This is a genomic window from Terriglobia bacterium (assembly GCA_020073085.1).
Lineage (GTDB): Bacteria > Acidobacteriota > Terriglobia > JAIQFV01 > JAIQFV01 > JAIQFV01.
Window position 1 is genome coordinate 34,351 of the sequence record JAIQFV010000008.1, and the last position, 26,315, is coordinate 60,665.

Annotated in this window: 21 protein-coding genes; 12 read left to right on the top strand and 9 right to left on the bottom strand. The window is 55.5% G+C overall.

What is annotated here, in order from left to right:
• Positions 1–740 precede the first annotated feature (740 nt).
• Both LAO21_09615 and LAO21_09620 read left to right on the top strand, forming a co-directional pair.
• Positions 741–1,097, top strand: coding sequence for a hypothetical protein (locus LAO21_09615; GenBank protein MBZ5552965.1), 357 nt, complete (start codon positions 741–743; stop codon positions 1,095–1,097).
• A 446-nt stretch (positions 1,098–1,543) separates the two neighbouring features.
• Positions 1,544–1,750, top strand: a complete 207-nt coding sequence (locus LAO21_09620; protein MBZ5552966.1) for a hypothetical protein — start codon at positions 1,544–1,546, stop codon at positions 1,748–1,750.
• A gap of 259 nt (positions 1,751–2,009) precedes the next feature.
• Here the strand turns inward: LAO21_09620 and LAO21_09625 are convergent, their stop codons facing one another.
• From LAO21_09625 to LAO21_09635, 3 genes are all read right to left on the bottom strand, one after another.
• Complete coding sequence (locus LAO21_09625; GenBank protein MBZ5552967.1) at positions 2,010–4,073, bottom strand: (Fe-S)-binding protein; 2,064 nt, start codon at positions 4,071–4,073, stop codon at positions 2,010–2,012.
• 188 nt (positions 4,074–4,261) lie between these two features.
• Complete coding sequence (locus LAO21_09630; GenBank protein ID MBZ5552968.1) at positions 4,262–5,080, bottom strand: SDR family NAD(P)-dependent oxidoreductase; 819 nt, start codon at positions 5,078–5,080, stop codon at positions 4,262–4,264.
• 208 nt (positions 5,081–5,288) lie between these two features.
• Entirely contained in the window at positions 5,289–6,155 is an 867-nt protein-coding gene (locus LAO21_09635; GenBank protein ID MBZ5552969.1) for a universal stress protein, read from the bottom strand.
• A 536-nt stretch (positions 6,156–6,691) separates the two neighbouring features.
• Here LAO21_09635 and LAO21_09640 point away from each other — a divergent pair.
• The gene (locus LAO21_09640; GenBank protein ID MBZ5552970.1) at positions 6,692–9,226 is read left to right on the top strand and encodes a carboxypeptidase regulatory-like domain-containing protein; all 2,535 of its coding nucleotides are present in this window, start codon (positions 6,692–6,694) and stop codon (positions 9,224–9,226) included.
• Between the two features lie 377 nt (positions 9,227–9,603).
• On the opposite strand, the gene LAO21_09645 is transcribed toward LAO21_09640, so the two are convergent.
• Positions 9,604–9,789 carry a hypothetical protein gene (locus LAO21_09645; protein MBZ5552971.1) on the bottom strand — a complete coding sequence of 62 codons (186 nt, stop codon included), beginning with the start codon at positions 9,787–9,789 and terminating at the stop codon, positions 9,604–9,606.
• A 1,192-nt stretch (positions 9,790–10,981) separates the two neighbouring features.
• Between LAO21_09645 and LAO21_09650 the strand changes: the two genes are divergently transcribed.
• Positions 10,982–11,272, top strand: a complete 291-nt coding sequence (locus tag LAO21_09650) for a hypothetical protein (protein MBZ5552972.1) — start codon at positions 10,982–10,984, stop codon at positions 11,270–11,272.
• A gap of 35 nt (positions 11,273–11,307) precedes the next feature.
• Here the strand turns inward: LAO21_09650 and LAO21_09655 are convergent, their stop codons facing one another.
• Complete coding sequence (locus LAO21_09655) at positions 11,308–12,300, bottom strand: DsbA family protein (GenBank protein MBZ5552973.1); 993 nt, start codon at positions 12,298–12,300, stop codon at positions 11,308–11,310.
• 159 nt (positions 12,301–12,459) lie between these two features.
• Positions 12,460–13,704, bottom strand: a complete 1,245-nt coding sequence (locus tag LAO21_09660) for a cytochrome C (GenBank protein MBZ5552974.1) — start codon at positions 13,702–13,704, stop codon at positions 12,460–12,462.
• A gap of 433 nt (positions 13,705–14,137) precedes the next feature.
• On the opposite strand from LAO21_09660, the gene holB reads away from it, so the two are divergent.
• The 4 genes from holB (at position 14,138) to LAO21_09680 (ending at position 18,552) form a co-directional block, all read left to right on the top strand.
• Positions 14,138–15,166 (top strand): DNA polymerase III subunit delta', encoded by a 1,029-nt coding sequence (holB, locus tag LAO21_09665; protein ID MBZ5552975.1) that lies wholly within the window; start codon positions 14,138–14,140, stop codon positions 15,164–15,166.
• A gap of 488 nt (positions 15,167–15,654) precedes the next feature.
• Entirely contained in the window at positions 15,655–15,837 is a 183-nt protein-coding gene (locus LAO21_09670; GenBank protein MBZ5552976.1) for an RNA chaperone Hfq, read from the top strand.
• Positions 15,830–16,846, top strand: a complete 1,017-nt coding sequence (gene pdxA, locus LAO21_09675) for a 4-hydroxythreonine-4-phosphate dehydrogenase PdxA (GenBank protein ID MBZ5552977.1) — start codon at positions 15,830–15,832, stop codon at positions 16,844–16,846. The genes LAO21_09670 and pdxA overlap by 8 nt, the downstream gene beginning before the upstream one ends.
• A 5-nt stretch (positions 16,847–16,851) precedes the next feature.
• Positions 16,852–18,552 (top strand): DUF3352 domain-containing protein, encoded by a 1,701-nt coding sequence (locus tag LAO21_09680; GenBank protein ID MBZ5552978.1) that lies wholly within the window; start codon positions 16,852–16,854, stop codon positions 18,550–18,552.
• Here LAO21_09680 and LAO21_09685 read toward each other — a convergent pair.
• The 3 genes from LAO21_09685 to LAO21_09695 form a co-directional block, all read right to left on the bottom strand.
• Complete coding sequence (locus LAO21_09685) at positions 18,546–21,149, bottom strand: AsmA family protein (GenBank protein MBZ5552979.1); 2,604 nt, start codon at positions 21,147–21,149, stop codon at positions 18,546–18,548. The genes LAO21_09680 and LAO21_09685 overlap by 7 nt on opposite strands.
• A 52-nt stretch (positions 21,150–21,201) precedes the next feature.
• Complete coding sequence (gene rnc, locus LAO21_09690) at positions 21,202–21,864, bottom strand: ribonuclease III (protein ID MBZ5552980.1); 663 nt, start codon at positions 21,862–21,864, stop codon at positions 21,202–21,204.
• Positions 21,865–22,021: 157 nt separating this feature from the next.
• Positions 22,022–22,864, bottom strand: a complete 843-nt coding sequence (locus LAO21_09695) for a tetratricopeptide repeat protein (protein MBZ5552981.1) — start codon at positions 22,862–22,864, stop codon at positions 22,022–22,024.
• Between the two features lie 385 nt (positions 22,865–23,249).
• Here LAO21_09695 and LAO21_09700 point away from each other — a divergent pair, with 385 nt between their 5' ends.
• The 4 genes from LAO21_09700 (at position 23,250) to LAO21_09715 (ending at position 26,148) form a co-directional block, all read left to right on the top strand.
• Entirely contained in the window at positions 23,250–23,579 is a 330-nt protein-coding gene (locus LAO21_09700) for a hypothetical protein (protein MBZ5552982.1), read from the top strand.
• A gap of 40 nt (positions 23,580–23,619) precedes the next feature.
• Positions 23,620–23,940, top strand: a complete 321-nt coding sequence (locus LAO21_09705; GenBank protein MBZ5552983.1) for a hypothetical protein — start codon at positions 23,620–23,622, stop codon at positions 23,938–23,940.
• Between the two features lie 200 nt (positions 23,941–24,140).
• On the top strand, positions 24,141–25,598 hold the full coding sequence (locus tag LAO21_09710) for an RtcB family protein (protein ID MBZ5552984.1): 1,458 nt from the start codon (positions 24,141–24,143) through the stop codon (positions 25,596–25,598).
• A 175-nt stretch (positions 25,599–25,773) separates the two neighbouring features.
• A complete protein-coding gene (locus LAO21_09715) occupies positions 25,774–26,148 on the top strand; it encodes a PEGA domain-containing protein (protein MBZ5552985.1) in 375 nt (124 codons plus the stop codon).
• Positions 26,149–26,315 lie beyond the last annotated feature (167 nt).

The following is a 26,315-nucleotide window of genomic DNA, read 5'->3' on the forward strand; positions in this document are numbered from 1 at the left end:
GACGTGTGATTTTCGCGCCATCACACAACCCTTTTTCAGCCTCTATGACCTGCGGCCTCAATCCTCGGAGAGTGATCCGATCCTTTACTTCAAGATTCTTCTCCTCGAGTACATTCTCGAGGTCAGCAGCGACGCTTTTCGATCGGAGTTCACTTCACATTCTGGCTTGCGTGTCTTTCTGAACATCGATGACCGCACCATCCTGCCCGCACCCGGTGAAATTGTGTACTTCAGAAGGGCGTTAGGTTGGATGGCCTTTAAGAGCCTTCTGGAGAGAGTGATCCGGGAAGCAATTAAGAACGGGCTGTCGGAACGGGATTGCGCCATTTTGGAGAAGCGGTATAACAGACCCTTGGTGGAACTGGTAAAAGAACCCCCCCCCGAGGAATACGGCACAGCCATTATTTCGCCCTCGAACATCCCTGCGCCAAATGGTGTGGGATTGAATCCCTCGGATGAGGCTGAAGTTCCAATACCTCCTTTTTCGGAATTGAGCCTCTCCGAACTTTTTGAGCGAATCATCGTGCCCGACCCTCCTCCACCCATCCAGATGGTGAAAAATCCGGCGCATGCGGAGAGCACCCTACATGCAGCGGCACAGATGCTGTGGGGAGGCCAACCCGGAAACCGGGAACCGGCCAGCGATGCGGGAATTCCCCCGGCCAACTCCGGGGTTTCCACTAAGCAGGGAATGTCATCCTCAAGTCCGATCCAACAGGGTGATCAGGAGATTGATCCCCTTGGGATCGAATCTTTCCTGGACGGAACTCATCCGGTCTCCCCTGGAAAGGCAGCCCGATCATTGGGGACGTCAGGACGTCAAGAGAGCTATTCCCCTCCTCTCCGAACAAGTTTGGATGGGACTTCGTCGGCCCCACGTCGTGAACTCCCAAGATACGGAGCCTCCAGTTCTCGCCTCCAAGCTTTTTATGACCAAGCGCGGGCAAAAAAGGAGAGCCCCCGCGAAGGCCAAGGTTTATCGGACATGCAGTTACCGAGCCGCGCCGAAGGAAACGCAAAAGGGTCAGCAAGCAGGTTACAGCGGATTGAACCAATTATTGAAGAGCGGATGGAAGATCGAAGTGGGGATGCGCTGACCACTAGTGAAGCAGTTTCTCCCGTATCGCCCGTGCACCCAATGAAATCCTCTCAATCCCCTCCCGCTCCGAAAGAAGTCATCCGCTCGGAAAAACACCTTTCGCCTGCCCAAAAGGGGAAAGTTCCATTCTCGACCGTTACTCCATCTTCAAGACTCAGTTCGCTGCTTTCCGCGGAATTTCTTTCAAGGAGTCTGTACATTGCCGTCCCGATTTTGGTGTTGCTGGCTGTCTATTTGTTGATTGGGATCTTAAAAAATGTCCAGCCGGGACCTGCAACCGTCGAATCCGCTCAACCTGCATCCGTACTCTCACCGCACCCGATATCGACGCAAGCGTCCGGAGGCTCAGGTCCCCTTTCCTCCGCACAACCTGAGCAATCATCCAATTCTCTCCGAGGAAACGCAAAGGCCTCTCCCGAGGCACCGCGACCAGGAGGAGTCGCAGTGGGGTCGACCATCAAGGTACCTGAAGGGCATCGGTCGGCTCAAGCCGGGGATGGGGTGTCAGAGGAACCGAAGAAGTTGACATTGATCCGTCATTTGAGGGTGGAACATGGGCTGGACTTCAGCCCCAGCCTTTACAGATACCGGGAATTGAAGGATATCGACGATCGATTGGAGGAAACGCTTAAGAAGGCCGCAAACCGCTGAGGTGGTCTTTCCATTATCTCGTTCGGAATGATTGATCCCCTTTCCCCCCGAACCCAACGTCGGGTTCAACCTGAAATTCAAAATCAAAGCAAAAAGGCACATCAGGACCTAAGCGACAGGGAGCTTCCTGAAGCCTTCTTTAAGGAATCGACCTCACACATTTACCAAGGCGTGTTGACCTTCATGAACGGACCTGAATTCACGATGTCATCGGGGGCTGCATCTGAGCGCGCCGGCCCAAATCCTCACCGATCCCACTTCATGCGCCTTCTGTGGGATCTCCTTGAGTTAATGCACCCTCCACTATCTCGACCACATCGAGCATCCGCACAGTTTCCTCAGCGTTCTTTGCTTTCAGGCCGTCACTGAGCATAATCATGCAAAACGGGCACGAGACTGCGACGGCGTCCGGGCGGGTTTCCAGGGCTTGATCCACCCGCAGATGGCTCACCCGCTTGTCCTGGGGCTCCTCCATCCACATCCATCCTCCCCCGCCGCCGCAACACATTCCCGTGTGTTTGTGCCGTTCCATTTCCTGCAGCTTTGTTCCCGGGACTTGAGCAAGGATCTCCCGGGGTGTGTCGTAGATCTCATTGTAGCGACCGTAATAGCAGGAATCATGATAGGTCACGCGCAGGGGTTGCGTAACCGTTTCCCGGAGTTGCAGCTTCCCCTTTTTGATGAGTTCAGAGATCAATTCGGCCGCATGGACCACCTCATAGTGTCCGCCAAATTGAGGATATTCGTTCTTAAAGGTATTAAAGCAATGCGGACAGTTGACGATGATCTTCTTCACGCCATACTTATTGAAGATCCCGATAGCGTGTTCCACCATATTCTGAAACAGGTATTCGTTTCCCAGCCGTCTTGCAGTCTCGCCATTGCAGGGTTCCTCGGCGCCCAGGATGGCAAACCGGACTCCGGCCTTCTTCAAAATCCTGGTGAACGCGATGGTGACCTTCTTGTTTCGATCATCAAACGCCCCGGCACATCCCACAAAGTAGAGGTATTCTGCCTCGGGATGCTGTGCAATAAGGGGGACATCCAAACCCTCCGCCCAGTCCGCCCGTTTATGCGAGCCTAGACCCCAGGGATTGCTGTGGGTCTCCATCCCGTTAAAGGTCCGGATGATCTCCGGCGGGAATCGGGCTTCATCCTGGACGAGGTGGCGGCGCATGTCCACGATCTTGTCCACGTACTCGATGAGCACCGGGCAGGCTTCCTCGCAAGCGCGGCAGGTCGTGCAGGCCCAGAGCACCTCGTCGTGGATTAACTTCTCGCCGACGATGTTCTCCCCGACAGCTGCCTCCGTCGCCGCCCGTTTCTTTCCAATCATCTCGTGCTGATTCTCGTAAAGGTAATCTCGCAGGTCGAGAAGGAGCTGCCGAGGGGCCAACGCCTTCCCACTCATCGTGGCGGGGCAGTGCGATGTGCAGCGGCCGCACTCCGTACAGCTGAACATGTCGAGGTCCTGCTTCCAGGTAAACTGGTCAATCCGAGAGGTGCCGAATGCTTCAGAGTTCTCCAGGTCCATCTTGCTCAACGCCCCGGCGGGCTCGAGCTTGCGGAAAAACACATTCGGGATCGAAGTAACGATATGGAAATGCTTGGAGCGAGGCAGAAGATTCAGAAAAACGAGGACGACGAGGTTGTGCGCCCACCACGCCCCTTCGCTGATCACCCTCGCCCAATGCAAACCCAAAGGCGCCAAAACGTACGTGCTGACCATCGCGCTGACCGGTTCCCATCGCCGTTCGGCCTCCACCCAGCGGTCGCCCGCGAGATACAAGAGGCGGCCGCCGTCATATAACAGGCCCCCCGCCATGATGACGAAGATGAAAAGCAGAATCAGCGGGCCTTCCCAGTGTGATTGGCCCGCCAGACGTGATTCCGCAGGCTGGAACCCCTGAAGACGGCGCGGATGGGAAATCTCCCATCGGTAAAGTCCCACCAGCACAGCGACGATCACCACCAGCTCCATAATGTCCCGAATGAAAAGGAATGGGCCGCCCATCCCCGAAGGCGAAAATCCGGGGATAAAAAAATGTGGAGAAAAGGCCCGCCCGAACATGGTGAGAATTTGCACACCGAGAATGACAAATCCCCAGAAGATGAAGAAATGCATCCAGCCCGCGGGCTGCTCCCCCACCAGAAATTTCTTCTGGCCGAACGCGTAGAGCAACACCGCCTTGATCCGCCGGCCGGGTTGGTCCAAGCGGTCGGATGGACGAGCAGCCATCAGCAGCCGAATGCGGTAGTATACGGTGCGCAAGAAGTATCCCACCGCAATCACTACTACCACGGCAAAGATTAGAGCGGTCATCACGCGGGTCCTTTCCCCCCTTTTCTTGAGTCAGATTGTCGTCGAAAGATGGGCCCGTGCCCTCAAGCGCAGAGGTTTGTAGCAAAGGACGATGGGGCTGGCAGAGCGTCCCTGAGATTTGCGAATCCTGTTCCTCGCCGCGTCGGCCTTTTTCAAGGGATCAGGAAAGCCTCTGCCCTTGAACGAGCTCAGTCCATCCCCTCACCCGGCATCTTCACGTCCACCTTCTGCCTCCCGTGCCCGCGGTCAGTGCACCAATAGTCGTACATCCGATCCGGCACGTGTTTCAAAAACCAGTAAACCACGCGCATGGGCGCAGGAAAGATGTAGCGCTTCTTCCGCATTTCGATGGCCTGAGCAATGCGACGTGCCGCGGGTTCGGCATCCATCAACCAGGGCATGGATCGAACCTGGGCCGTCATTGGCGTCCTGATGAAACCCGGATGAACAGAAATAACGTCAATGCCGCCGCCGGCCAACTCTCCTCGAATGGCTTCAAGATACATGGCCAGGGCGGCCTTCGAAGTGCAGTAAGCGGCGCTGCGGGGAAAGCCGCGGGCCGCTGCCACCGAACTCATGCCCACCAGCTGTCCGGCCTGCTGGTGCTTTAAGAAGTAATTCTTTGCGATTTCCAATGTGTGGATTGCACCCAAGACATTCACCGACAGGGTTTCTCGGGCAAGCTCCCATTGGTGGGAACTGAAAGCACTCTTTCTCTCTCCAATGCCACTATTGGCAATGACGATGTCCAAGCCGCCGAGTCCAAGAGTCAGTGCTTCCATTGCCGCTTCAAGCTCGTCTTCTTTTCGAACGTCCGCCGGCTGGCAGCAGAAGATCTGACGGGGAAAGCGGGTCCGAAGTTCTTGGCAAAGCCTTTGAAGCTCCGGCTCCCGTCGGGCCAGGGTTCCCACGTGCGCACCGCGTTGGGCGAACTCCCGGACCAGCGCAGCTCCGATTCCGGAGGTCCCTCCCGTGATGATGATCCGTTTACCCGCGGATCGGTGCATGAATCCCTTTCCAATGGGCGCTTTATTCCCCCCTCACTCCCGGGGGCCGTCAAACCCTGAATCACCGAGGATAGTGGTGAATGATAACAGATGGGCTGGAGCCCGTCGGCAAGAAAAAGGGAGAAAAAAGGAGGCGGCCGGCGAGCACGACAGCCCGTCCCGGCCGTGGAAAATAAGCAGCCCCGAAGACACAGCCTCTCAAACCCCGTCATTTGCGAATGAGTGTGAACACAGGGCAAGGGGCGTGCCGCACCACCCGGAGTGTCGTCGTGCCCACAATGGTGGAATCAAAAAATTTCCGGTGTTGGGCGCCAAGAACAATCAGATCGATCTTTTCTTCCTCGGCAAAGGACACAATCCTCTCAGCTCCTTCTCCCTTAATCACAAATTCTTGAATTTCACATTTCTTGCGGATTTCAGGAGGAACCCAGGCCTGCAGACGAGTCATTTCATCAGCCTCGTTGCAGGGCTCTTCAAAAGGCTCGATGGCCCGCAGGACCGACACCGTCGCCCCGAAGCACTCGGCAATACGTCCTGCCGATACCAGGGCCATCCTGGATACCACTGAAAAATTGATGGGTACAAGGATATTTCGAATGGCCGCCGGAGTTTTAGTCTTCTCCTTCTTCAGGCGAACGGTGAGCACCGGACAGCCCGATTCCCGTAAGACGCGTTCCGCCACCGATCCCAACAACATGCGGGTCTCACCTCCCTGCCCATGAGTCCCCATAACGATCAAGTCAACCGTACGCAGTCCCGCCGTCTCTACAATGGCGTTGACCGGCGGGGATTCGACGACGATCAACTCGATTCCTGTTGGGGCTTCCCCGAGTTGCTTTTCAACAAAGGAAGCCAGGTACTGCTCGGTCGAGCGCTTGGATTCGTTCCAAGCCTCTGCAAGCTGGTCAATCTGTGGACCCGTCAGTTGCGGGGGAGGCAAAAAGGGATTTGCAAACAAAATCAAGAGATCGCCTCCTGAACACTTCCTGAAATCCACAGCGTACTTCAAGGCCAGGGCAGATAGATCACTGAAATCCACCGGGCAGAGAATTGTCCTCAGTCCGAACGGCGACATGGCTAGTTTCCTTCCCGATTAGCTTGCTGATGTAAAGAACTGAACTGGGGCGAACGCCAGTTCAGGGGCGCCAGGTCTTGATTTGTCCGCCCGGTCAGCCCAGAGGTGTGGGTTTCTGTTCATTTCCCGAGAGATCCCGCCTCGGCGGAACCGCTGTTTCGGTACGTCCGACCCGGAACCAACGGGTCGTCCACGAGTGGCGCCAAATGAATGCGAAAAGAAACAAAAAATTACTTGTTTACCGCCTTTCATCCGTTATTCTGCTCCGACGGAGAAGAATAATCAAGGAAGTAAACCTGCGGAGGCCCAGTCACATCAAACAAACAGATTTGAAAGGGAAAAGACACGCGGTGTGGCTGAGTCTAGGCCATAAGCTGGCATGTGAAGGTACCGGGTCGACTTCGCCATGGCTTCGAAAAGGTGTGATTGAATACATCCTCGGATGAGGAGATGTCGTGTATAATGGCGGGTTGGAAAGGCGGCTAAGTATCCTCCTATTCAAAGGTTCTGATTATCCTGTGACAAAGGGCAAATTGATGAAATTAGATTCCACCCTTCGAAGTATTGCCGTCGTCTTGTGCATCCTGCTCTCTTCGCTTTCCCTCGTGGCCCAATCCCCGGTTGTGCCTAAGTATGGATCCATATCCGGCACCTTGATCGACGCGAACTCCAAACCGGTGATTGACGCCAAGGTGGAAGTCTCGCAAGACCAGTTTGCAAGCGTCTTCAAGTCGCTCAACTCCAACGAAAAAGGGAGATTCACCTTCGAGATGCTTCCCGCTGGGTTATATCAAGTCCGTTTTTCCAAAGAGGGCTTTGAGGTGTTGACCCAGGATCATGTGGAAATAAAACCGGACGTTGTGACCGAACTTGACGTGTTGATGGTCCCGAAAATCACGATGACCCAGGAGATCACGGTCACCGAACAGCCCACCAGTGAAGTGGCGGTGGGATCGAGCCCCACGGCCGGCAAGATTACTGAAAAGACCATTGAAACGATACCCCTGAAGGTCAAGAAGATTGAGGAGACCTTGCCGATCATCCCGGGAGTCATTCGAACCGCGGATGGCAAGATCAGTATCAAGGGCGGACAGGAATCACAGAGCACGGTTTTGGTGAACCAGGCGGTCTCCAGCGATCCAGTGACCGGGAACTTTGTCATTAATATCCCTATCGATGCCGTGGAGTCGGTTCAGGTATTTAAGAGTCCTTACCTCTCGGAATATGGCCGGTTTACCGGCGGAGTGACCACGGTTGAAACCAAACCTGCGGGGCCAAAATGGGATTTTTCTTTTAGTGATTTTCTGCCCAGCCCACGGATCAAGGGAGGGAAGATCGTTGGAATAGCCGACGATACCCCACGGCTTTCGTTTGGGGGGCCTTTGTTGAAGGACCGGATCAGTTGGGCCCAGAGTTTTGAATATGACATCATCAAGTCCCCGGTCCGCGGCCTGACCTTTCCTCAGAATGAAATGAAAACGGAAGCATTCAATTCCTATTCCCGGTTCGACTTCACTCTTTCCAACCGGGATATCCTGACCGTGAGTCTGAATGTCTTCCCGGAAACCAAGAACTTCCTGAACCTGAATCATTTCAATCCCCAGGTGGTCACGCCGAATTTCCGCCAACGCGGTTATTCTTTTAATGCCACAGACAATTTCAGCACCAAGTCGGGCGGGCTGTTGACCGGACTGGTCCAGTTCACCAACTTCGACGCCTACATCTGGGGCCAGGGTGTGCAGCCGATGGCGTTGCAACCTCAGACATACAGCGGGAATTACTTTAACATCCAGAATCGGTACAGTGACCGGCTGGAAACGCTCCTGGTCTATACCCTCCCCCCTAAACATGCCTGGGGGACCCATCAAATGAAGTACGGCGGGGGGGTGACCTACTCACGGTACACCGGTTTTTCCCGCTCCCTGCCCGTCGAAGTCCTTCGCCTCGATGGAACACTCGCGGAGAGTGATCAATTTGTTGGAACCGGGAATCTGAGCCAGTCCAATACGGAGTTTGCGGCCTTCTTCCAGGACCAGTGGCTGATTCATTCGCGCTTCCAGCTTGACCTGGGACTTCGATACAACAACCAGACCATCGCCGATGCGGTCAACCTTGCGCCGCGCGCGGGTTTTGCCTTTTCCCCCTTTAAGAATGGAAAGACGGTCCTGCGCGGGGGCTTCGGGCTCTTCTACGACAAGGTCCCGCTCAATGCAACCAATTTCCAGCAGCAGCAGAATCGAGTGGTGACTTTCTTCGGACCCGATGGCCTGACCCCGCTAGGGCCACCGCTGTTTTTCCAAAACGTCATAATTGACGTGGGGCCACGCGGACGAGTGACGGAACAGCGGGAAAATCCCGATTTCAGTTTCACCCCATACAACATCAGCTGGAATATTGAATTCGATCACAACCCCCTTCCATGGGCGAGGGTTCGGTTGAATTTCCTGAAGAGCTATTCGAAGCGACTGTTTATGGTGGAGCCCAGCTTTTCTTCTCCCATCGATCCTGCCACCGTTCTCAGCAACCGGGGACAGGGCCGGTACTATGAGTTCGATACTGTTTTGGAATTCAAATTCCGCAAGAATGACATGCTCACCACCTCGTTTGTACAGAGCAAAGCCCAAGGGGACTTAAACAATTTCAACGCCTTCTACGGAAATACTCCCATTCCACTCCTTCGCCCAAACCAGTATTCCAATCTTCCGTTTGATACTCCGCAGAGGTTCATTTCCTGGGGAATCTTCCACATTCCGTGGGATATGACCCTCTCCCCAATCTTTGAGGCACGACGCGGATTCCCCTATTCCGTGGTCGATGAAATTCAGAACTTTATCGGCATCCGAAACGCCGATAACACCCGCTTCCCGGCATTCTTTGCCCTGGACCTCGCCGTCTCAAAGGAGTTCAGGGTGTGGAGGAAATACCGGGCAAAGATCACCGGTAAGGTCTTTAATTTGACCGACCATTTCAATCCCCGGGATGTGCAAAACAATCTTGCCTCGCCCCAGTTTGGGCAATTCTTCAGTGACCTCCGCCGTTTCTATGGCGCAGACTTTGAGATTGTATGGTGAGAGAAGCGGGCAGCCGCTTCGAACCCGCAGGTTTTGAGTCCTTTCCTTCCCGCTAACCTTTGCCAACTCCCCGCCTCGGCGGTAAATCCCTCTTTCTCAATCCAAGCTTCATCCGGTTGGTGAGGAGGCCATGACGCGTGACGGGGCGCCGAGGGCGTTCGAGTTGGGTATGGCAGGCCAGACGCGCGGCAAGCTCGTGCTGCGTGGTGCCGAGTCTGCTGTCGCGTGGAAATTAGGGAAGGGGCTTCTGAAGAGGATGTCTAACCCATCTGGTCTCGAGACCACCGTGTCTGTCAACGATGAAGCCAGGAAAGTTGTCAACCTGGGCCCTCCACCGGTGAGGAGGGCCTCCCTGGTTTCAATAGTCCTTTCGACGCCTACGTGCGTTGGGCGTAGTCGTCCTGATCGCACACCCAGTACATCCCGCCGGGGCGTTCGGATGACTTGATAAACTGGGTCGCCACCATGTTTTGCCCGCACTGAGGGCACGGTTTATTATAACGAGTGATTTCCCGGTTGGCCATGCTGGCGCGGGCCGTTTTTGAAATCTTTTTTTCTGCCATAATTCTCTGCTCCTTTTTTGCTATCCGACTGGAGTGCTTCGGGTTTTTAAATCGTGTTTGAATTAAGGGTTATGACAAGCGGCTTTGACAAACTCCTGCCGCTGCCCATTGGAAAGTGCGTCAGATTCCTTCGGTACTAAACCTCATCTCCACACAAACTGGCAAGCTTGGTGGTCAATCTCGGATCGAATTGCCTGACGAAAGAGGCAACCTCTCTGCCGGCATCCCGAACTTGATCATCGCCACCCCGGTGCAAGGCATGAATCGCCTTTCTGCGCAGGCGTGACAGCTTTCTCTTTGAGTTTCGATCTGAAATAATGACCGTGCAATGTGACAGGGCCAGGCGAATAACGTGTTCCAGGGAGGACGGGGAAGTTTGAAAACTCGCGGGAACATTCAGACCTTTTGGCCTTACGACACCAAACATAACTTTGCCTCCTTGATTGAGCTTCTTACCACGTCCGACCTCCGAAACCGATGTCCCAGGCTTCTGGTCAGGACCGTGGGGACGGAACCTTAAAGGTGATCCACGACTTCCGGCAATCGCAGTAGTAGAGCAGGTACTGGAAACCCGATTTCGAATCCGTAACCACCCGGCATTTATCTCCACATCTGCACATGACTGACCTCCGCCTCTCGCCCTTTCAAGGTGGGCAACCTTGCTACCAACGGATTCTGCTTGCCTAATTGAAACTTGTGAACGGGCTTTGTATTTGGTGGCTACCCTGTCAAGAACTTGCCCAACATCAATCTCACCTCCCTTACTATGCAACACATGTGCCAATGCGGATTATTTTTGTAACTGTAATTACTACAGCTCCTTAACGGCGTTGAGGGAAGAAAGCACTTGGAGGGGATGATACGGTTTGAAACACCTGAAGGACGGCTGTGTTCGGATTGCAATCAGGCTGAATATTGCGGCGTGGGGCAGGCATCGTATCCGTCTTCGCGGGCGATGCATGGAGACCTGGTTCAAGGGCTCGCGTGGATCCTTGTCCTGTCTAAAATGTCTGTAATGAGTAAGTTCGTCCTCACTTTTTGGATCGTCTTGTGAGGCAGACGTCCCGTCTGCCTGAATAGTGATGTGAGACCATGCCCCTTCGCAGGCGATCGGTTTTGCGCTAGCCATCCACACCCGGTGACGAGGGAATGGTGGATCGAACTCGGGGGGAAAACTCGGCGAAATAATATCATGCCGCTGAAAAAGAGACTGGAAATCTACTATTGGGATTTCGCTAAACTGAGGATCTCAGCAAAGTGCTTGTCCTTGTCTTCCCTTTCTTTGAAACGGATGATCGTGGGCCCTGCTCAGTATCCGCTCGGATGGATCATTGTGGTCGTGCTCGATCGCTTAGGCCTGTGGGAAATTCACACCTGGAAAAATAAAAGGGACAGCCACCTGTTTCCGGATCTGCTCACGAGGAAACCGGTTGCTGTCCCTCTCCTCTATCCTGCCCCTGTTTTCTATCACACACCCCGATAGATCAGGGTATGCGCCGCCCAGTCCATCATCAAAATCTAATTGCCCCTCTGTTTCAGCGCGTTCTCGATCACCTTTTGAAAAACGCTAAACGACACCGCGCCCGGCACCGGCCTTCCGTTGACAATGAACAGCGGAGTTCCCTGGATATTGAGGGCGCCCGCCTCCTCCATGTCCGCCTGCACACGAGACAGACTGGACTTGTTGTCGAAGCATTTCTCGAACTCAGTCAGATCAATTTTTGTTTTGGTGAGGGCTCCCAACGCCGTGGCCTTCACATTCTCCGGTTTGATGGATGACTGGTTTTCGAAGAAGGTACGGTAGAGGATCCAGAAGGCGTCATTTCCCTGCTGAAAAGCGCACATCCCTGCAATGGCCGCGGTCTGAGCCCAAGGATGACTGGGCAGAGGATAATTCTTGTAGACCAGTTTCACCTTATCCCCATACTGTTTGAGCACCTGGTCCTCGAGGGTGTGGTAGGCCTGGCCGCACATGGGGCATTCAAAATCGGAGTATTCGACGATGGTCACCCCGGCACTCCTGCTGCCCTTCACCGGCGAGGTCCCCAGGTTAATCTCCTTCATCTTTTGTGCAAACGGATCCACGGAGAGGTCGAATATCTGAGGCATCAGGGCGAACTTATTGTCGGGCGTTACCAGGACCTCCAGCCGGTGGGGAGTATTCACTCCATCGTTGGCTTCGACCGTGACCGTGTCCAGACCCATCAGCTTCGAAGAACTCCTGCCCACCACAGTCAATTCGATCTCCGGGGAAACATTGAAGGTTGACCGCAGATGATCCGCAATGCGCTGGTTGACCAGGTCGGTCCCCTGCCCCGAAGCCGGGCCTGAGGTCGCGAGCTTTGGAGCTACCTTAGCGGCCGCACCTTTTGACCCCGCCGAGGTGGAAGGCTTGACCGGCGGCTTGGTTTGAGCCTGCGGTGCACCCAACGCCATGCTCGTCAAAAGAAGCAATGCAGCGATCACACAAATGCCAAAGACAAGAGCCCATTTTCTGAAATAATCTCTCATGGTTAAGACATGCTCCCTTCCCTTGTACACCGGAAGAGTTCCTCCAATTCATCATGGGATCTAGAAGAAGCGGGTTGGCAATGACCTTCCGCCCCACTCCTCCATTCAGTATCTCACATTTCCGAATTTGCGTTCGTCAATGGCGGGAAAAACTCTTCCCTACTTCTTAGCCTCTTTTGCCCGCCAACGGATGTCCTCAGCCATTTCCTTGATCTCCGTCAAATCTCGTTGCATCTCGCTCCAGCCATACCAGAGGGCATAATCCGGGCTGGCGTGGAAGGTTCCCTGAAAGGTTCTCATGCGATGTTCCATGAACATGACGAAAAGTTTCTGCTCAACCACGGTGGGGGCGTCGTGGAACGCCAGCAGATCAGGAAAAGCAAACGAATAGCTCCTGGGCTTTTGAAGCAGGCCCTCTTTATAGAGCCCCGCCACCACTCGAATCGCTTCGGCCATGACATGATCCGCTTCCTTGATCATCTGATCTCCCTTGGCGAGTTCTCCTTTCGCAAAATTGACGGAGTGGCACTGGTGGCAGGTGGTGGTCATCTTGTCGCGTTCCTTTTGCCAGTCCTCTTCGGTGAGACGAGCGACTCCAGCCCCTTTCACGACCTCCAAGCGCCCGGTAGGTTTGCCCTCCGGATCCAGCACGCCCAGCGCTTCCAGGAGGGTTGCCCGGTCTGCGGCCCACTTCTTATCTTCCGGCATCGGCAGCCGGACGGCGAGAAACCCCCAGGCCGTGCGGACCCCGTGGTCGCCATTTTGCATATGGCAGGTCTGGCAGGTCGGGGCCGCAGCGGTCGGAGGCAACGCTCCCTCCTGTTTGAGCAAAGAACGGACACCATGCTTGGAGCCCGAGTACATCTCCCATTGGGGATGGTCAAAACCCATATGGCATGTCTGACAGGCCTGTGGCTGTCGGGCCTCTTTGACTGAGAATGTATGTCGAGTGTGACAGGCATCGCACGAGGCCACGCCGAACCCATTGCCCGCTGCCTTCAGTTCTCTGATTTCCGCATCGGTTTTCACGCCGATTTCATGACACCCCCCACATCCCTTCTTACCCTCTATCAATGCCATCGGTTGATAGTGAAACGTCGGCATCGCCTTCATCGCAGCCCATGCGACCGCATGCTTTCCTTTAGCGAACTGGAGAACCCGATCCTGGTGGCACTTTCCACAGGTTCCGAGGGTGGGTATTTCAGCCTTTGCGTAATCGTCGGCTGTCCGGTGCTCGCTGCCGTGGCAGAGGGAACATGTCACAGCGTTCTGGCTATGCTTGCTCAATTGCCAGTCCGAAACGATGTTCGGGGTTACCTTCTTGTGGCATTCCACACAGTCTTGTCCCCAAGACAAGGCCCCAGGAAGGCAGAGAATTCCCAAAAAAAGAGTGGTTCGGAGCATCAGTGAACGCATAAGGCCTCCTTCGTCGTATGAACAAAATGTCTTTAAATCCGGGCATTCCTGAGGACTGTCGAGGACCAGGAGAAGGTCTTGAAACGACAATGGTCAACTATTCGTGCTCGATGGCCGTTTCTTCGATTTCGACCTGCATAAAATGGAAGATTCTATGGTCCCAACTCATTTGGACAGATAGACCCTGGGCGCAACTTGGGTCCTTCAACATGGCTTTCCGCGCATGCAGCCCTCTAGAGATCATTGAACTGCAAAAGATTCTAGCTCACTCGCTCCACCCATGCCAAGGCGAAGTTCATCAATGGCACAGAACAATAAAAATTCATTTTGCGCAGGGACTATCCTTAGGGTAACTTTTCGGAGAGAATGGAGTCGGTGGATACCCGATCTTCTCTCTCGACGACCCAGGACTGGAGCCGGCATGAATTCTTTTGAAGATTTCCGGGGCAATGAAACGATCGTGCGAACCCTCCGCCAGGCCTTGGAGAGCAAACGGTTTCCGGACTCCCTGCTTTTTGCGGGCAGTGAAGGGGTCGGCAAACGTACCCTTGCGCTGATGTTGGCCAAGGCTCTCAACTGCCTGGAAGTAGAAGGGGCCTTCTGCAACCACTGCGCCAGCTGTACAAAGATTGATGCGGGCACGCACCCGGACGTGGCGGTGGTCGCGGTGTTGGAAGAAAAGCACTTTCTGCAGATCGATCAACTTCGCCAGGCACGAAAGGACGTCTTTTATCAGCCATTCGAGGGTCGTTACCGGGTGATCATTATCGATGAAGCCGACCGAATGAGGGATGATGGAGCCAACTCGATTCTGAAGATGCTTGAAGAGCCTCCCCCCTCCACAAAGATCATCCTGCTCACCGCCAGGTATCATTCCCTGTTGCCGACGGTCAGGTCGCGATGCCAGATTTTCTCTTTTGCCCCCGTTCCATTGTCCATGGTGCGCCAGTTTCTTGCAGATCGTTCAGACCTCACGACAGAGGACCGCGACCTGTGCGCTCGCCTCGCCCAGGGCAGTCTCGGCAGGGCCCTCAGTCTCGATCTGGAGTCATTCCGCTCCCTGCGATCGGAGGTCATGGAACTCCTCCAAGCCTCCCTCATGACCCATTCCGCCGAGGGCATCATAGAGGCCGCCGACGTTCTGGGGAAAAAGAAGGAGCATTTCGAAGAACGACTGGATATCCTTTATCTTCTGTTCCAGGATTTGTTCTACTTGATTCATCAGGCTCCGGAGGAGCAAATAACCAATATTGACCTCCTCTCGTCCCTCCAAAAGCTTTCGAAATTGGTTCCCCCGCCCTCGATTCCGGACATCTTCTTCAAACTGGATGCGATCAGTTCCGGGCTGAGGATCAACGTCAACCGCCTGATTGCCCTTGAGGATCTTGCCTTTCTGCTCACCCGTATCCCCTCGGCCAGTTCAATTCGCTCCCCCGAGCGGGAGGCTTGAATCCATCCCAAAGCACCCTGTGTGACAACAATTTTTGTTGCTGCTCCCAAGCCCCTGTGATAGAATTTTGCCAATTTCACATTCGTGATTCGAGCACAGTGGAAGCGTGTTGGGAGTAAATGAGGAGTCCGAAGCGACCCTATCTGCCTCGAAAATTGAAATCCGTCAACTAACGCATATTTGGTGAGCTTCCGCGAAAGTGGAATGAATTAATACCGTTTCTCGTTCTAAGCTTTACTTACATCATCAAGCGTCTTCATATTTATCTCGACCGAATGATTAACCTGCGAAGCGTCAAGTGCATCCAAACGGATGAAGGAGTGTGAGAGGTGAATCGAAAACTAATTCGTCCCTCATTGGCAGACATCAAGGACCGTTCCAGCGAGCGGGAGATCCGGCAACCGAATCAAGGCCGGGATACCCAGCCGCGAAGGAAGCCAGTCCCCCCCGAGCAGACGAACGCCGAGAATTTTTATTACGTCAAGCAAATGCAGAATAAGACTCCCATGGTGTTGGTTCTCACCGAGGGCGAAGTCCTGCGGGGCACCATTGAGTGGTACGACAAGCGCTGTCTCAAGCTGAATCGTCCCACGGAGCCCAATATGCTGCTGATGAAACATGCCATCCGCTACATGTACAAGGAAAACGAAGACAAGGCGGGCGATGACTAAGCCCGTGGTCGCTTTGACACTCGGCGACCCTGCGGGCATTGGACCAGAGATCGCACTAAAGGCCCTGCGTAAGAGAAATCTTTCCCAACACGTCAACCTGGTACTGGTTGGAGATCTTTTTGTTCTCGAAGACGCCGCGCGCAGTTTTTCCACGGCCCCGAACCTCCCTCAATTTTCCACCATCGAAGAGGTTGCTGATCGAGGAACCTATCCCTGCCTGTTGGATCTGAAGCATCGCCGGTTTAATATTTTACCCGGCCGCATTGACGCCCGGTGCGGGCGGATGTCGATTGACTACGTGAAAACGGCCGCCGACCTGGCCGCTGCTGGAAAAATTGACGGGATCGTGACCGGGCCTATCCACAAGCAGGCTTGGGCGGCGGCGGGCTCGAAGTTTTCCGGCCACACCGAGATGCTGGCGTCAGCAACCGGGAGCCGGGATTTCGCGATGGCCTTCTTTGCCAAGAGCTTTCTCACGGTGCTATTGAGCACCCACCTCCCCTTGAAGGGTGCCCTCGCTTTGCTCTCCGTCACCTTGCTCGAACGAAAAGTAGACCTCACAGTGAAAGCCTTAAAAGACTTGGGATTCCGTCAGGCGCGCCTCGCTGTGGCCGGTGTAAACCCTCATGCCGGTGAGGGTGGACTGCTGGGAGATGAAGAGATCAAAATCTTTGCACCCGCGATCAAGAAATGCCGGAGAAAGGGGCTGGACGTCTCCGGGCCCTATTCCGCCGACACCGTTTATCTGCGGGCCGCACAGGGGGAGTTTGACGCTGTCCTGTCCCCCTATCACGACCAAGCGATGCTGGCCGTGAAGACCCTTTCTTTCGGACATGCCACGAACATCACTCTCGGGCTTCCCTTCGTGCGCACGTCGGTAGACCATGGAACCGCTTTTGACATCGCAGGGAAGGGGATCGCAAACGAGAGCGCCCTAGTCGATGCGATCGAAAAGTGTCGGGACCTGATTCGCGCCCGCCAGGGCCACCGCCCCAAACGCTCTCCGTGAGCCTCATGACGAAAATGCTGCGTCTCCCCAGACAAAGAAAACTGATCTTTGCGCTCGTCGGAACCCTGGTTCTTGTCGTCGCCGCCATTCTCTTCCTGCAACCCAAACCATTCAATGCATACGTGCCCGCCGACTGCATTGGTTATTTTGAGATCCCGAACCTGGAAGACGTCGTTCATTTCATTCGCGCTCCCGGCTTCATGGCTGAAACCACCGACGGGGTTCAAACTCCCTCGACCCGGCCGTGGCTGGAAGCCCTGTTGAACCGGTTTGAGGTGACCCCGCGCCAGCTGAATTCGACTCAAGTCGGGTTGATTTTCACCTCAGCCTCCGCCGAAGCCGGTCAGACGATCAAATTAAACGCTGTCCTGATGGTGCGGATCCATTCATTTTGGGTGAAGAACCTCAAGCTCACGCCACGGACAATCGCAGAGAGACTTTCCCTCCCGGACTTTTTTATTACAACCGAGACGTTAGGAGGAAAGGATGTGGCAGTGCTCTCCCGATCCCAGCCGGGGCAAAAAATCCTCGTTTCCGTGTACCGCGATGCCGTGCTCCTGAGTAATGAACGGGAAGCCCTTGCTGAGGTCCTGTCAGCTATGGAGGGGCTGTCTCCATCCGTCACCGACACCACCGCCTGGAAGGCATCCTCGCCGAGATTTCCGGATCGCCCCATTCTTCGAGGTTTCTTTGCGGGCCCGAGCGTGCTCAATCTCCTGCGCGACTTCCTTGTCCGCAATTATCCCCCCTTTGAAGACCCCGCAAGAACTTCAAAGTTTTTGGATGCCTTGGGTTTAAACCGGATCCAAGCGATACATTACAGTGCGCAGGCGGACTCCCTGGGGGTCCGTGATCTATGGCATTTCCAAGTGGCGGATCCAACTCCCGCCACCCCCTCCCTGATTTCGATCTTTGTCCACCAGAGTGGAAAGGGGATGGAACTGATTCCGCTGAGTTCACTTCCGTCAAATACGGTGTTGGTCCGGTACGCCTCGACCGTGCAGGCGCAGGAAATGTGGTCCACCTTTGCCAAGGCGCTCGGCATCTTGACGGATCAGGAGGCCCCGCAGAATCGGGATCTAATGATCGCAATGTTCGAGGGGGCGCTCGGCCTCCACATCCAACGCGATTTGCTGGCTAACCTGTCGGGGACGGTCGCATTCCTGGAGACTGAAGGGACATCCGTCGAGAGAGGCAGGGGATGGCTGCTCGCCTTCAAGGCTCGCGACCCCTTGAAACTTCAGAATGCCTTTTCCAGAGTCATCGCTGAGGACCGTCAGCCAAAATCTCAGCAAGTGGGATCGGCCACAGTGTTCTATTCAGATCTCGAATCCAAATCCCGCCCACCCCTCGGCCCCGTCCTGACGGGTGCCCCTGCATACGCCACTCGCGGCGACATTCTTTACTTTGGCCCGGACAAAGATGCTTTAGTTGCCGCCGTTGAATCCCTTCAACAGAAATCGGAGGCTCCGGGGGCTTCTCTTCCGCACTCTCTCGACCCTCATGCGCCATATCTTTCGCTTACCCTGCCGCTCGCCGCAAAGAATTCCCAGGGCGCCGGGTCGCACTCCGCGCCGTCCCTCCGGCATCGAACGAACTCTGCTTCAGAAATCAAAGAGGAAGAGGGTGGTTTTCGATTCCTTCAGGTTTCATCATGCGGAATTCTTTGTGCCTTACTTGATCAAGGAACTCGGGCAGTTCATTGATGGGGAGCCGGCCCGGTGAGGGTGATTTGAACATGGTCGACGGGTCCCCGGATACTGATGGGGATGGGTGTAGCAGGATGACCTTTCCTGGGGGCTGATTTTTCGGCTGTCCCGGCCAGATCCAGTTCCAACGTCCTGGAGCACGTTCCGGAAAAAGTCCCCTTGAAATCGCCTCGCATCAGGTGGGCGTGACCAATCTTAATGGTCTCCGGGGTGTAGTCCAGATCGAGATCGAGCGTGAATGGCGTGTCGCGAGGCACGGCCGAGGATGAGATATTCAGGCGCGAGCGCAACTCCGCTGCGGCAAGAGGAATTTTTAAACCCACGTTTCTGAGATCGCGGACACTGGCGCGCACATGGCCCGAGAGGGCGTCTCTCCACGACTGGCCCTTTTGCTTTTCCCCGGTAAAGGCATATTCGCCCGAGACATTCCCCTCCACCACGGAATCCATCGGAGTGAGCAAGGCCGTCAGGGTATCGAGATTCATGTTTTCCGCATTCCCTTCAACCCGCATACGGGGGCGTCCCTCCGGCCAGTCCAGATGCAGGTGGCCTTGGCTGCTCCCGCCATAGGCTTCCAGCGAGAACCGATCCAACAACAGCGAATGGCGCAGAACTTCGAAATCTGAACGGAGATTATTCACGCGGAGGCGATTGAACTGAAGCGTCATCGCGCTCAGCGTCCCCGTCCAATGGAAATCGGAACGGCGAGATGAGGGCGGAGCGTTCCCGGAAGGCGTTCCCTCGAAACGAATCCCCGCCTGAATACCCAGCTGCAGTAATTCACCGACATCCAAAACGCTCGCACTCAACCTCGCCTCGCCCTGGCGGTAATCCAGTCCGTGGAACTGGAGATTGCCTGACGCCATCGAGGCGCCCCAAGTCAACCGCGTGACGGTAAGCAGGGAGGCATCGTTCTTCCCTTCATACTTGACCGCATCCATGTGAAGGTCATTCGCGCCTTCCGGGTGAAGCGTGATGTCGTGACCGGAGAAACTGCCGGTAAGGGATGCCCGGTCTGCCGGCTTCTTCCCTATCCCCCAGTGCAGTGCAAAATCCGCCACCCCTTCAGCCCTTGGAGCCAAGGGCCAGAAACCCAGGCTGCGTCCGATCTTCTCCAAGCCCTCGATCTCGACTTCGGACCCTGTCATCTCCAGGGTCCACTGCGGAGGTGCAAAGAGATTTGCAAGGGAGCCTCTGAACTGGACGGGAGGTTGCCGGCGGTTGCCCACCTCGATGGAATCCCAGGCCAGAACCCTATCGGCCAACGAGATCTTTACCGGACCGAACGTCACCGGACTCGCTAGAAACCGGCTTTCCATCCGCCCTTCCGGACTGGATATCCTTCCCGACATCACAGGGGAACCCCAGGGTCCGGTCAATCGATATTCCACCTTTGCTTCACCTCTCAAATGGGTCTCCGGAGGAATCCGGCTGGTGAAGCCGCGGGCTACGTTCAACGCGTCGTCCAGCATGAATTTCTCCGAAACCACCATGAAGTCCATGGCGGGCCGGGAAAGACGATCAAGTCCGCCCGTGACCGTGAACTGGCTCGTCCCGACCACTAACAGGGCCCCCGAAATCGTGAAAGAACCGCCGATGCGCAGATCCGCGTGGGGGAACTGGAGGGTTGCCGAATGAAATTGTTCCCGGGGAAGTGCGGCCCACGAGTGCAGGTCCAGGAGGTCGACCGCACCGCTCAGATGGAGGGGTCCGTTCAGTGGACCGTTGAAGCTGGCGCGCCCATCGAACAGGCCATGGAGGTAGGTTGTTCTCCCGGTCAGCAAAGAGAAGACGTCAGAGTACGGAAACTTCTCGAGCCTCGCCTGCCCTTGAATGCCCGCAGACCAGAATGAAGAAGTTGGGAACGGACCCAGAGAGCCGTTCAACCGGAGCGATCCTGAATTTTCCATTGCTACATCTGTCCTCGTCGGCTTCATTTTTACGTCAAAGTCGATCCCGTTGCTGAACCACGCTGGCTCTATTTTTCCAGTGACCTCGGTCAGGATGAATACCTTCTTCTCGTAAGGACCGCTGAGATCCTTGAAGTTAATCCGGTCCCCGTCAAGATAAATCCTCAAGGGCAGGGGGCGGATGGTTCCTGGCGGTGAAGGCCGGCCTTGGGCCCGTGGGCCCGGGATCGTCGCCTCTGCGGGGGGGGGCACTGAACCCGCGAACCACGTTTCAAAATTCCATCGACCTTCAGCATTGCGGACAAGATTGAGGCTCGCCTGTCGGAGCGTGATTCGAGAGAGTTCGAATCGTCCCAGCAAAAGCGAACGCCAACTCACGACAAAATGAACACGATCCGCGTACAAAAAGGGCTCGCTCCCAAATCCGGGAGCTTCCTCGACATAGACATTTTCCAAGTTGAACCCAAGCCCTGAAATAACGGTGAAGTTCAGGTTGATCCCTTTCACCGAACGACCCATGGCGTGGGTCAAGGCGGTCTCGATTCGGCGGGAAAATCGGTTGATCAGGAAATCATGAATGGGGGTGATATCGACGATGAAAGAGAGGATGACCACGACGAGGAGAAGGATAACGGCCACCCGCAGGGTCTTCTTGAACACCTTCTTGAAGGAGGATCGATTCATGAAAAGGAAGAGGCTATGGATGTTTCAGGAGAGAGGTTGAGGGACCCCGGATTCATTCGGAAGCGCCTGAGAAGTGTCGCAGGGCAAGTCGCGCCGCTTCCTGTTCCGCCGTTTTCTTGCTCATGCCCTCCGCCGCCCCTCGGAAATCATCGCCCACGCGGACCTCGACGGTGAAAACCTTGCAATGATCCGGCCCGGTCTCCCGGATCACCATATACTCGGCGGGCATGCGCTTAAGCGCCTGAAGCTTTTCCTGGAGCGCCGATTTGGGATCGGTCATGTCCAACATCTCAAGGTCAATTTCACGGACGCAGGAGAAGATGAACTCGTCCACAAACCGCTCAGCCGATTGAAAACCGCCATCCAGATAAATGGCCGCAATCAGGGCTTCCAAGCCATCCACGAGCAACGCGTGCTTGACGCGACCTCCGGTTTTCTCTTCACCCCGGCCGAGCCGCAGATATTTGCCGAGCTCCAAACGCTCCGCCACCAGGTAGAGGTTCTTCGCGCTGACCAGGAAGGACTTCAACTTCGAAAGCTTCCCCTCATTGAGCTCGGGGTAATGCTTCACGAGGCGATCGCTGATGATCAGCCCTAACACCGAGTCTCCAAGGAATTCCAGTTGTTCGTTGTCGGCTGAGAGCCCCTGTTCATTCGCGCAGGAACTGTGCGTCATCGCGCGTTCCAGCAAGTCAGGCCGATGGAACTTGTACACGATTTTTGATTCAAGCTCTTCAAACATACGATAGTGCACCACAATAAGAAAAGGGCTAGCGCCATCCGACTCGACTCGCCCCAGCAATTCATCGCGACAGGGGGCGTGCCAGCGCCTGCTCCCCCCCCGGAAAGCGGCAAAAGCCTCCTTGGCCGGCCTACTTTAAACCGGAGGCCGCCTCACTAATCATTTTGTCCAAGCCGTCCAGGGAGCCATTGTTCTTGGCCTTGTACAGCTGTTCCAGATAGGACTTGGCTTGCGAAGGGCCATTCATCGCGACACTCGTGGCCAAGGCCTTCAGGGCCTCGTCATTCTTCTTGGCAAAGGAATAGGAGAGCCCGAGACGATAATAGGCGATCGGATCCTTGGGATAAACCTCCAGCGACTTCTTGTATTCGGAAATCGCCTCATCGTAGCTCTTCTTGTGCAGAGCCACGAACCCCAAAGCTGAATAGGCTCCGCCCTGAAGTTGCGCCTTCTGCATCTTCCACTGATCCTCGGTCATCGGGGCGGGCTTTTGCATGGAGTTTGCGACCTCCAACAGCTTCTTGGCATAGTCCGTGGTGTGGTCGAGCTTCTGCTGGCGGTCGAGGTCATCGTCTTTGATGCGCTCCGGAATCACCGTTGAGAGCATGAATAAGGCAAAGGCGTTCGAGGAATCCGCCGCCAGGATCTTCTCACCGCACTCGACGGTTTTCTCGTAGTTGTTGAGTTGTTGATAGCCCACTACCACCTGCGGAAGAACGTACGGGACGTTGAGTTCAGAGTCTGGAAAATCCTTGATGAATTGCTCTCCCATCGCTGTCTTCTTGGTGAAATCGGTTTCCGAACTGAACTTTGAATAGGCATCATATTCCTGCTGTGTCTTGGCTTGGGGCTGCTTGGGCACCGGCTTGGGGGCCGGTGTCTGGGGCTGCGTTTGCGCCTGTGCTGCCGCGAAAGTGGAGATCCCCCCAAGGAGGATGGTGGCGACCAAGACCGCGACAAATCGCTTTTTCATAGAGTGGCTTTTCTCCTTCACGAATTGATTCTCCGGGAGGCGATGAAGGCAAGTTCTCGACAGAAAGACCTGGGAGCAGATGGCCGCAGTATTCCGATCAAACGCCTACTCTCCATGGCACCGAGAGAGTCCCGCAATGCTAACCAAAAGAGGGGGCACTGTCAAGGTGAGGGCCGACGGTGAGGGCCGACGGCTGGCGTCCAGTGGGCAACCCGCTTTACCGGTTCATTCTGAGTCGTCTCGGGGGCATTTCTAACACGTCCTGGATTGGCTGCCGGTAACCGCCTCCCTCCGCTTGGCCTCCGCCTGCGTTGACTTTCCCGAGGGCGAGGGGTAATATTTTTGGCGTCAGAAAAGGTCAACCCGATTGGGAGCAGGAGATTCAGTGGAACTGAGCGACGAATTAAAGGACCGATTGAAAGCCCTGGGACTTACCATCAGCTCAGTATTGTCGGATTCCAGCCAGATCGCAGAGGCCGTGGCGGCCATCAAGGAATCCGGCTATGACTTATTCCTCGTTCTTGAAGCAACGATCGGGTTGAGCCGAAACCGGGAGGATGCGTCGAGTCTCCCCCGCTCAGAAATGGTCACGCCCACTGAGTCCGGCGAGTTCAAACTGAATATCACCGCTTCGGACAAGCAGTTTCTCCAGGCCTTGCGAATCAAGGTGGATGAAATCAGCTCCCCTGAAATTTCCGGGCCCGCCGGGGAATGAGTCCAAATTGAGTTCTTCCGTGTCCATCCGTGTCTCAGCCATGAACAAAAAAATCCTTGCCCCCCTTATCCTGAGCCTGTTCCTCCTTCTACCGATGTTCACTTCTCCTGTGGCGGCTCAGGGTCCGAACACAGCCCCCAGTGCGGGATCTCGAAACCGTTATCAAGTCATGAGGGGGACCGTGGAAGTGTTTTCACAGCGTGCGATCACGGTAAGGGACGCCAAACAGATGTATGTCGTGCGCACCTTCTCTTACGATCCCAAGCTTCTTCCCAAGATGCAAAATCGAAAGTACCGAAAGGGCGATCGCGTCAAAGTGAAGTATATCCGCGGAACCGATATCGCTGTTCAGGTGAAGTAGTTGCCTTCCCTCTACAGAGCCGATTCGGATCAGGCCTCGATATTCTATCTCCCCTCGAACACATCCGGCCTCTCGTCGCATAAGGACAAGTAGCCCCCAGCCCTCTCCATTCGCCACCAGTCCGGACGGAGACGGTTCATGGCCCGCGGGTGGAGGTGACTTGTTTGTATCCCCCCGGGCTTCTTCGATGTAGAATGATCATGGCTGCTCCACATTTATTTGGCACATCCGCCTTGACCATGCCGAAGGAAAAATTCATTCGTAAAGGTCCAGCGTACTGGATCATCAACCCCTCCCTGACCCGGAACAAGAAGATCCCGGTCATCGCCAATGAGAATATCCTGGAGACGATTACGGACCGCGTCATCCAACAGGCCTCCAACACCGCCAATGCCGAGGGTGTTGAGAGCGTGGTGCTAAACCCCGACGCCCATGAGGGCTACGGGGCGCCGATCGGCTGCGTGGTCGTCACCTCTGACACCCTCATGCCGGGTCCGGTCGGGTTTGACATCAGTTGTTCGATGAGCTTTCTCCAGACCGACCTGCAGCCCGCCGACGTTCTCGACCGGCGTGTCCGCCGGACCCTGATCCAGGAAATTGAGAAGCGAATCGCCCTGGGAGCGGGCTCCAAGCCGGCGCCGCTGCAACAACGGGTGACGCCACAGGAATTCCACGAGATCATCGGACGCGGCCCGGAGGCGCGGGAGATTCTCACGAGTCATGACGTGGATCTCAGTTGGACGGGAAATTTGGAACGAAAGTGGCTCGAGGCCGACCCGGACGTGATCAGCAAGCGCGCTTTTGAGAGAGGATTTGATCAGCTCGGATCCCTGGGCGGAGGCAATCATTTCATTGAAATGGAGACCAGTGAGATCGTGGATTCAAAGCTGGCCAGCCATTTCGGCGTCGGGGAGGGAGTCGTGATTGTCACCCACTGCGGCTCGCGCGGGTTCGGCCACCAGATTGCCTCCGAGTTCTTTAAGCAGCTCGAACACGATTTCAAAGCAGCCGACCAACCCTTCCCCGGAAATGACCGGGAATTGGTATTCTGCTACCGTGACACGCCCAGAGGGGAACGTTACTGGAAGTCGGTGGGCTGCGGGGCGAACTTTGCCATCGTGAACCATCTCTTCATCAACACCGCGCTCCGCGATTCACTCCGGACCATCTTTCCCGGCGTGAATTGTTATCTGGTCTACCTGATATCGCATAACCTCGTCCAGCCGGAAGTGATCGAGGGAAAAACAAAGTTCGTTCACCGAAAGGGTGCGACACGGGCCCTTCCTTCGGGCCATCCCTTGCTGCAGGGGACCAAGTTTGAAGCCACGGGGCATCCCGCGCTCGTGCCCGGGTCCGCCCTGGCTGGATCGAGCCTGATGGTTGCTGATGTCAATTCCCACCTCACCCACCACTCCGTCAACCATGGGGCGGGACGCGCCATGGGTCGGAACCAGGCGCGCCGCACCCTCGATCAAAAATCGGTCGACGAAGAGATGGAACGTCATGACGTCCTCTTTAATTATCGCCACTATCCGATCGACGAGTCTGCCGCCGCCTACAAGAATTACGAGGACGTCATTCAATCCATGCTCGAGGCGAGGATCGCCCGCCTCGTCTCGAGGCACAAGCCGCTGATGGTGTTGAAGGGAAATGACTAGTCGAGTCCTTTCCCACCTTCATGACCCGGGAGGCATCATGGTCTCGGCACTGAAGGGCCCCGGCACCCCTCCCGAAGAATCTGCACATGACCTCCAACCTTCTTTGATGTCCTGCATCTAAGGTGTCCAGAGAGACTGCACAGGTAAATCAGGGTTGCAGGAGAGGATGACCGTCATGAAGAAAGGCAGGCAGGCAGGAATTCTCTTAATCAGTATCGTATTGTTGTTGGGGTTAGCCGGTGCATCCCGTGCCCAATGGTACAGCGAAAAGGAGATTAAGAAACTACGCAAAAGCTCGCGCGCGGTTGTCACCCTGGCGCAGGCTTCCGTGCGACTGGATGTCCATCCGAAAGACGCCCTTGTTTATGTGGATGGCAATCTGGCTGGGACGGTACAAGATTTCAATGGCCGTAACGAACGACTTTTTCTCTTTCCCGGACGGCACACCATCGAGCTGCGCGATCCCAATTATGAGACCTTCTCGACCGATGTGAAGGTCCTCCCCGAACAAGACTTCCGGCTGAAGGTCCGCATGCACAAACGGGGATAGAGGTCCCACCTCCCCGGACAAAGCGTATATCCGTTGGGGGGGAGTGAAGCCGGTCGCGTGGCTTCGCCAGCCCCGGTTCGCGCCGAGGCTAGCCAACTTCCCAGACCGCCCGTCTTGGCATCTCAACTGGTATCCAGCGAAGTGGTTGCCCACAGACAGACGGGAAG

Coding starts and splice junctions, on each gene's coding strand:
- LAO21_09670 (MBZ5552976.1), top strand. CDS start 15,655: ATGCAGAATAAGACTCCCATGGTGTTGGTTCTCACCGAGGGCGAAGTC.
- LAO21_09635 (MBZ5552969.1), bottom strand. CDS start 6,155: ATGTCGCCGTTCGGACTGAGGACAATTCTCTGCCCGGTGGATTTCAGT.
- LAO21_09685 (MBZ5552979.1), bottom strand. CDS start 21,149: ATGAATCGATCCTCCTTCAAGAAGGTGTTCAAGAAGACCCTGCGGGTG.
- LAO21_09660 (MBZ5552974.1), bottom strand. CDS start 13,704: ATGCTCCGAACCACTCTTTTTTTGGGAATTCTCTGCCTTCCTGGGGCC.
- LAO21_09715 (MBZ5552985.1), top strand. CDS start 25,774: ATGAAGAAAGGCAGGCAGGCAGGAATTCTCTTAATCAGTATCGTATTG.
- LAO21_09710 (MBZ5552984.1), top strand. CDS start 24,141: ATGGCTGCTCCACATTTATTTGGCACATCCGCCTTGACCATGCCGAAG.
- LAO21_09680 (MBZ5552978.1), top strand. CDS start 16,852: ATGACGAAAATGCTGCGTCTCCCCAGACAAAGAAAACTGATCTTTGCG.
- LAO21_09645 (MBZ5552971.1), bottom strand. CDS start 9,789: ATGGCAGAAAAAAAGATTTCAAAAACGGCCCGCGCCAGCATGGCCAAC.
- LAO21_09650 (MBZ5552972.1), top strand. CDS start 10,982: ATGCCGCTGAAAAAGAGACTGGAAATCTACTATTGGGATTTCGCTAAA.
- LAO21_09625 (MBZ5552967.1), bottom strand. CDS start 4,073: ATGACCGCTCTAATCTTTGCCGTGGTAGTAGTGATTGCGGTGGGATAC.
- LAO21_09655 (MBZ5552973.1), bottom strand. CDS start 12,300: ATGAGAGATTATTTCAGAAAATGGGCTCTTGTCTTTGGCATTTGTGTG.
- holB (MBZ5552975.1), top strand. CDS start 14,138: ATGAATTCTTTTGAAGATTTCCGGGGCAATGAAACGATCGTGCGAACC.
- LAO21_09630 (MBZ5552968.1), bottom strand. CDS start 5,080: ATGCACCGATCCGCGGGTAAACGGATCATCATCACGGGAGGGACCTCC.
- pdxA (MBZ5552977.1), top strand. CDS start 15,830: ATGACTAAGCCCGTGGTCGCTTTGACACTCGGCGACCCTGCGGGCATT.
- LAO21_09640 (MBZ5552970.1), top strand. CDS start 6,692: ATGAAATTAGATTCCACCCTTCGAAGTATTGCCGTCGTCTTGTGCATC.
- LAO21_09705 (MBZ5552983.1), top strand. CDS start 23,620: ATGAACAAAAAAATCCTTGCCCCCCTTATCCTGAGCCTGTTCCTCCTT.
- LAO21_09695 (MBZ5552981.1), bottom strand. CDS start 22,864: ATGAAAAAGCGATTTGTCGCGGTCTTGGTCGCCACCATCCTCCTTGGG.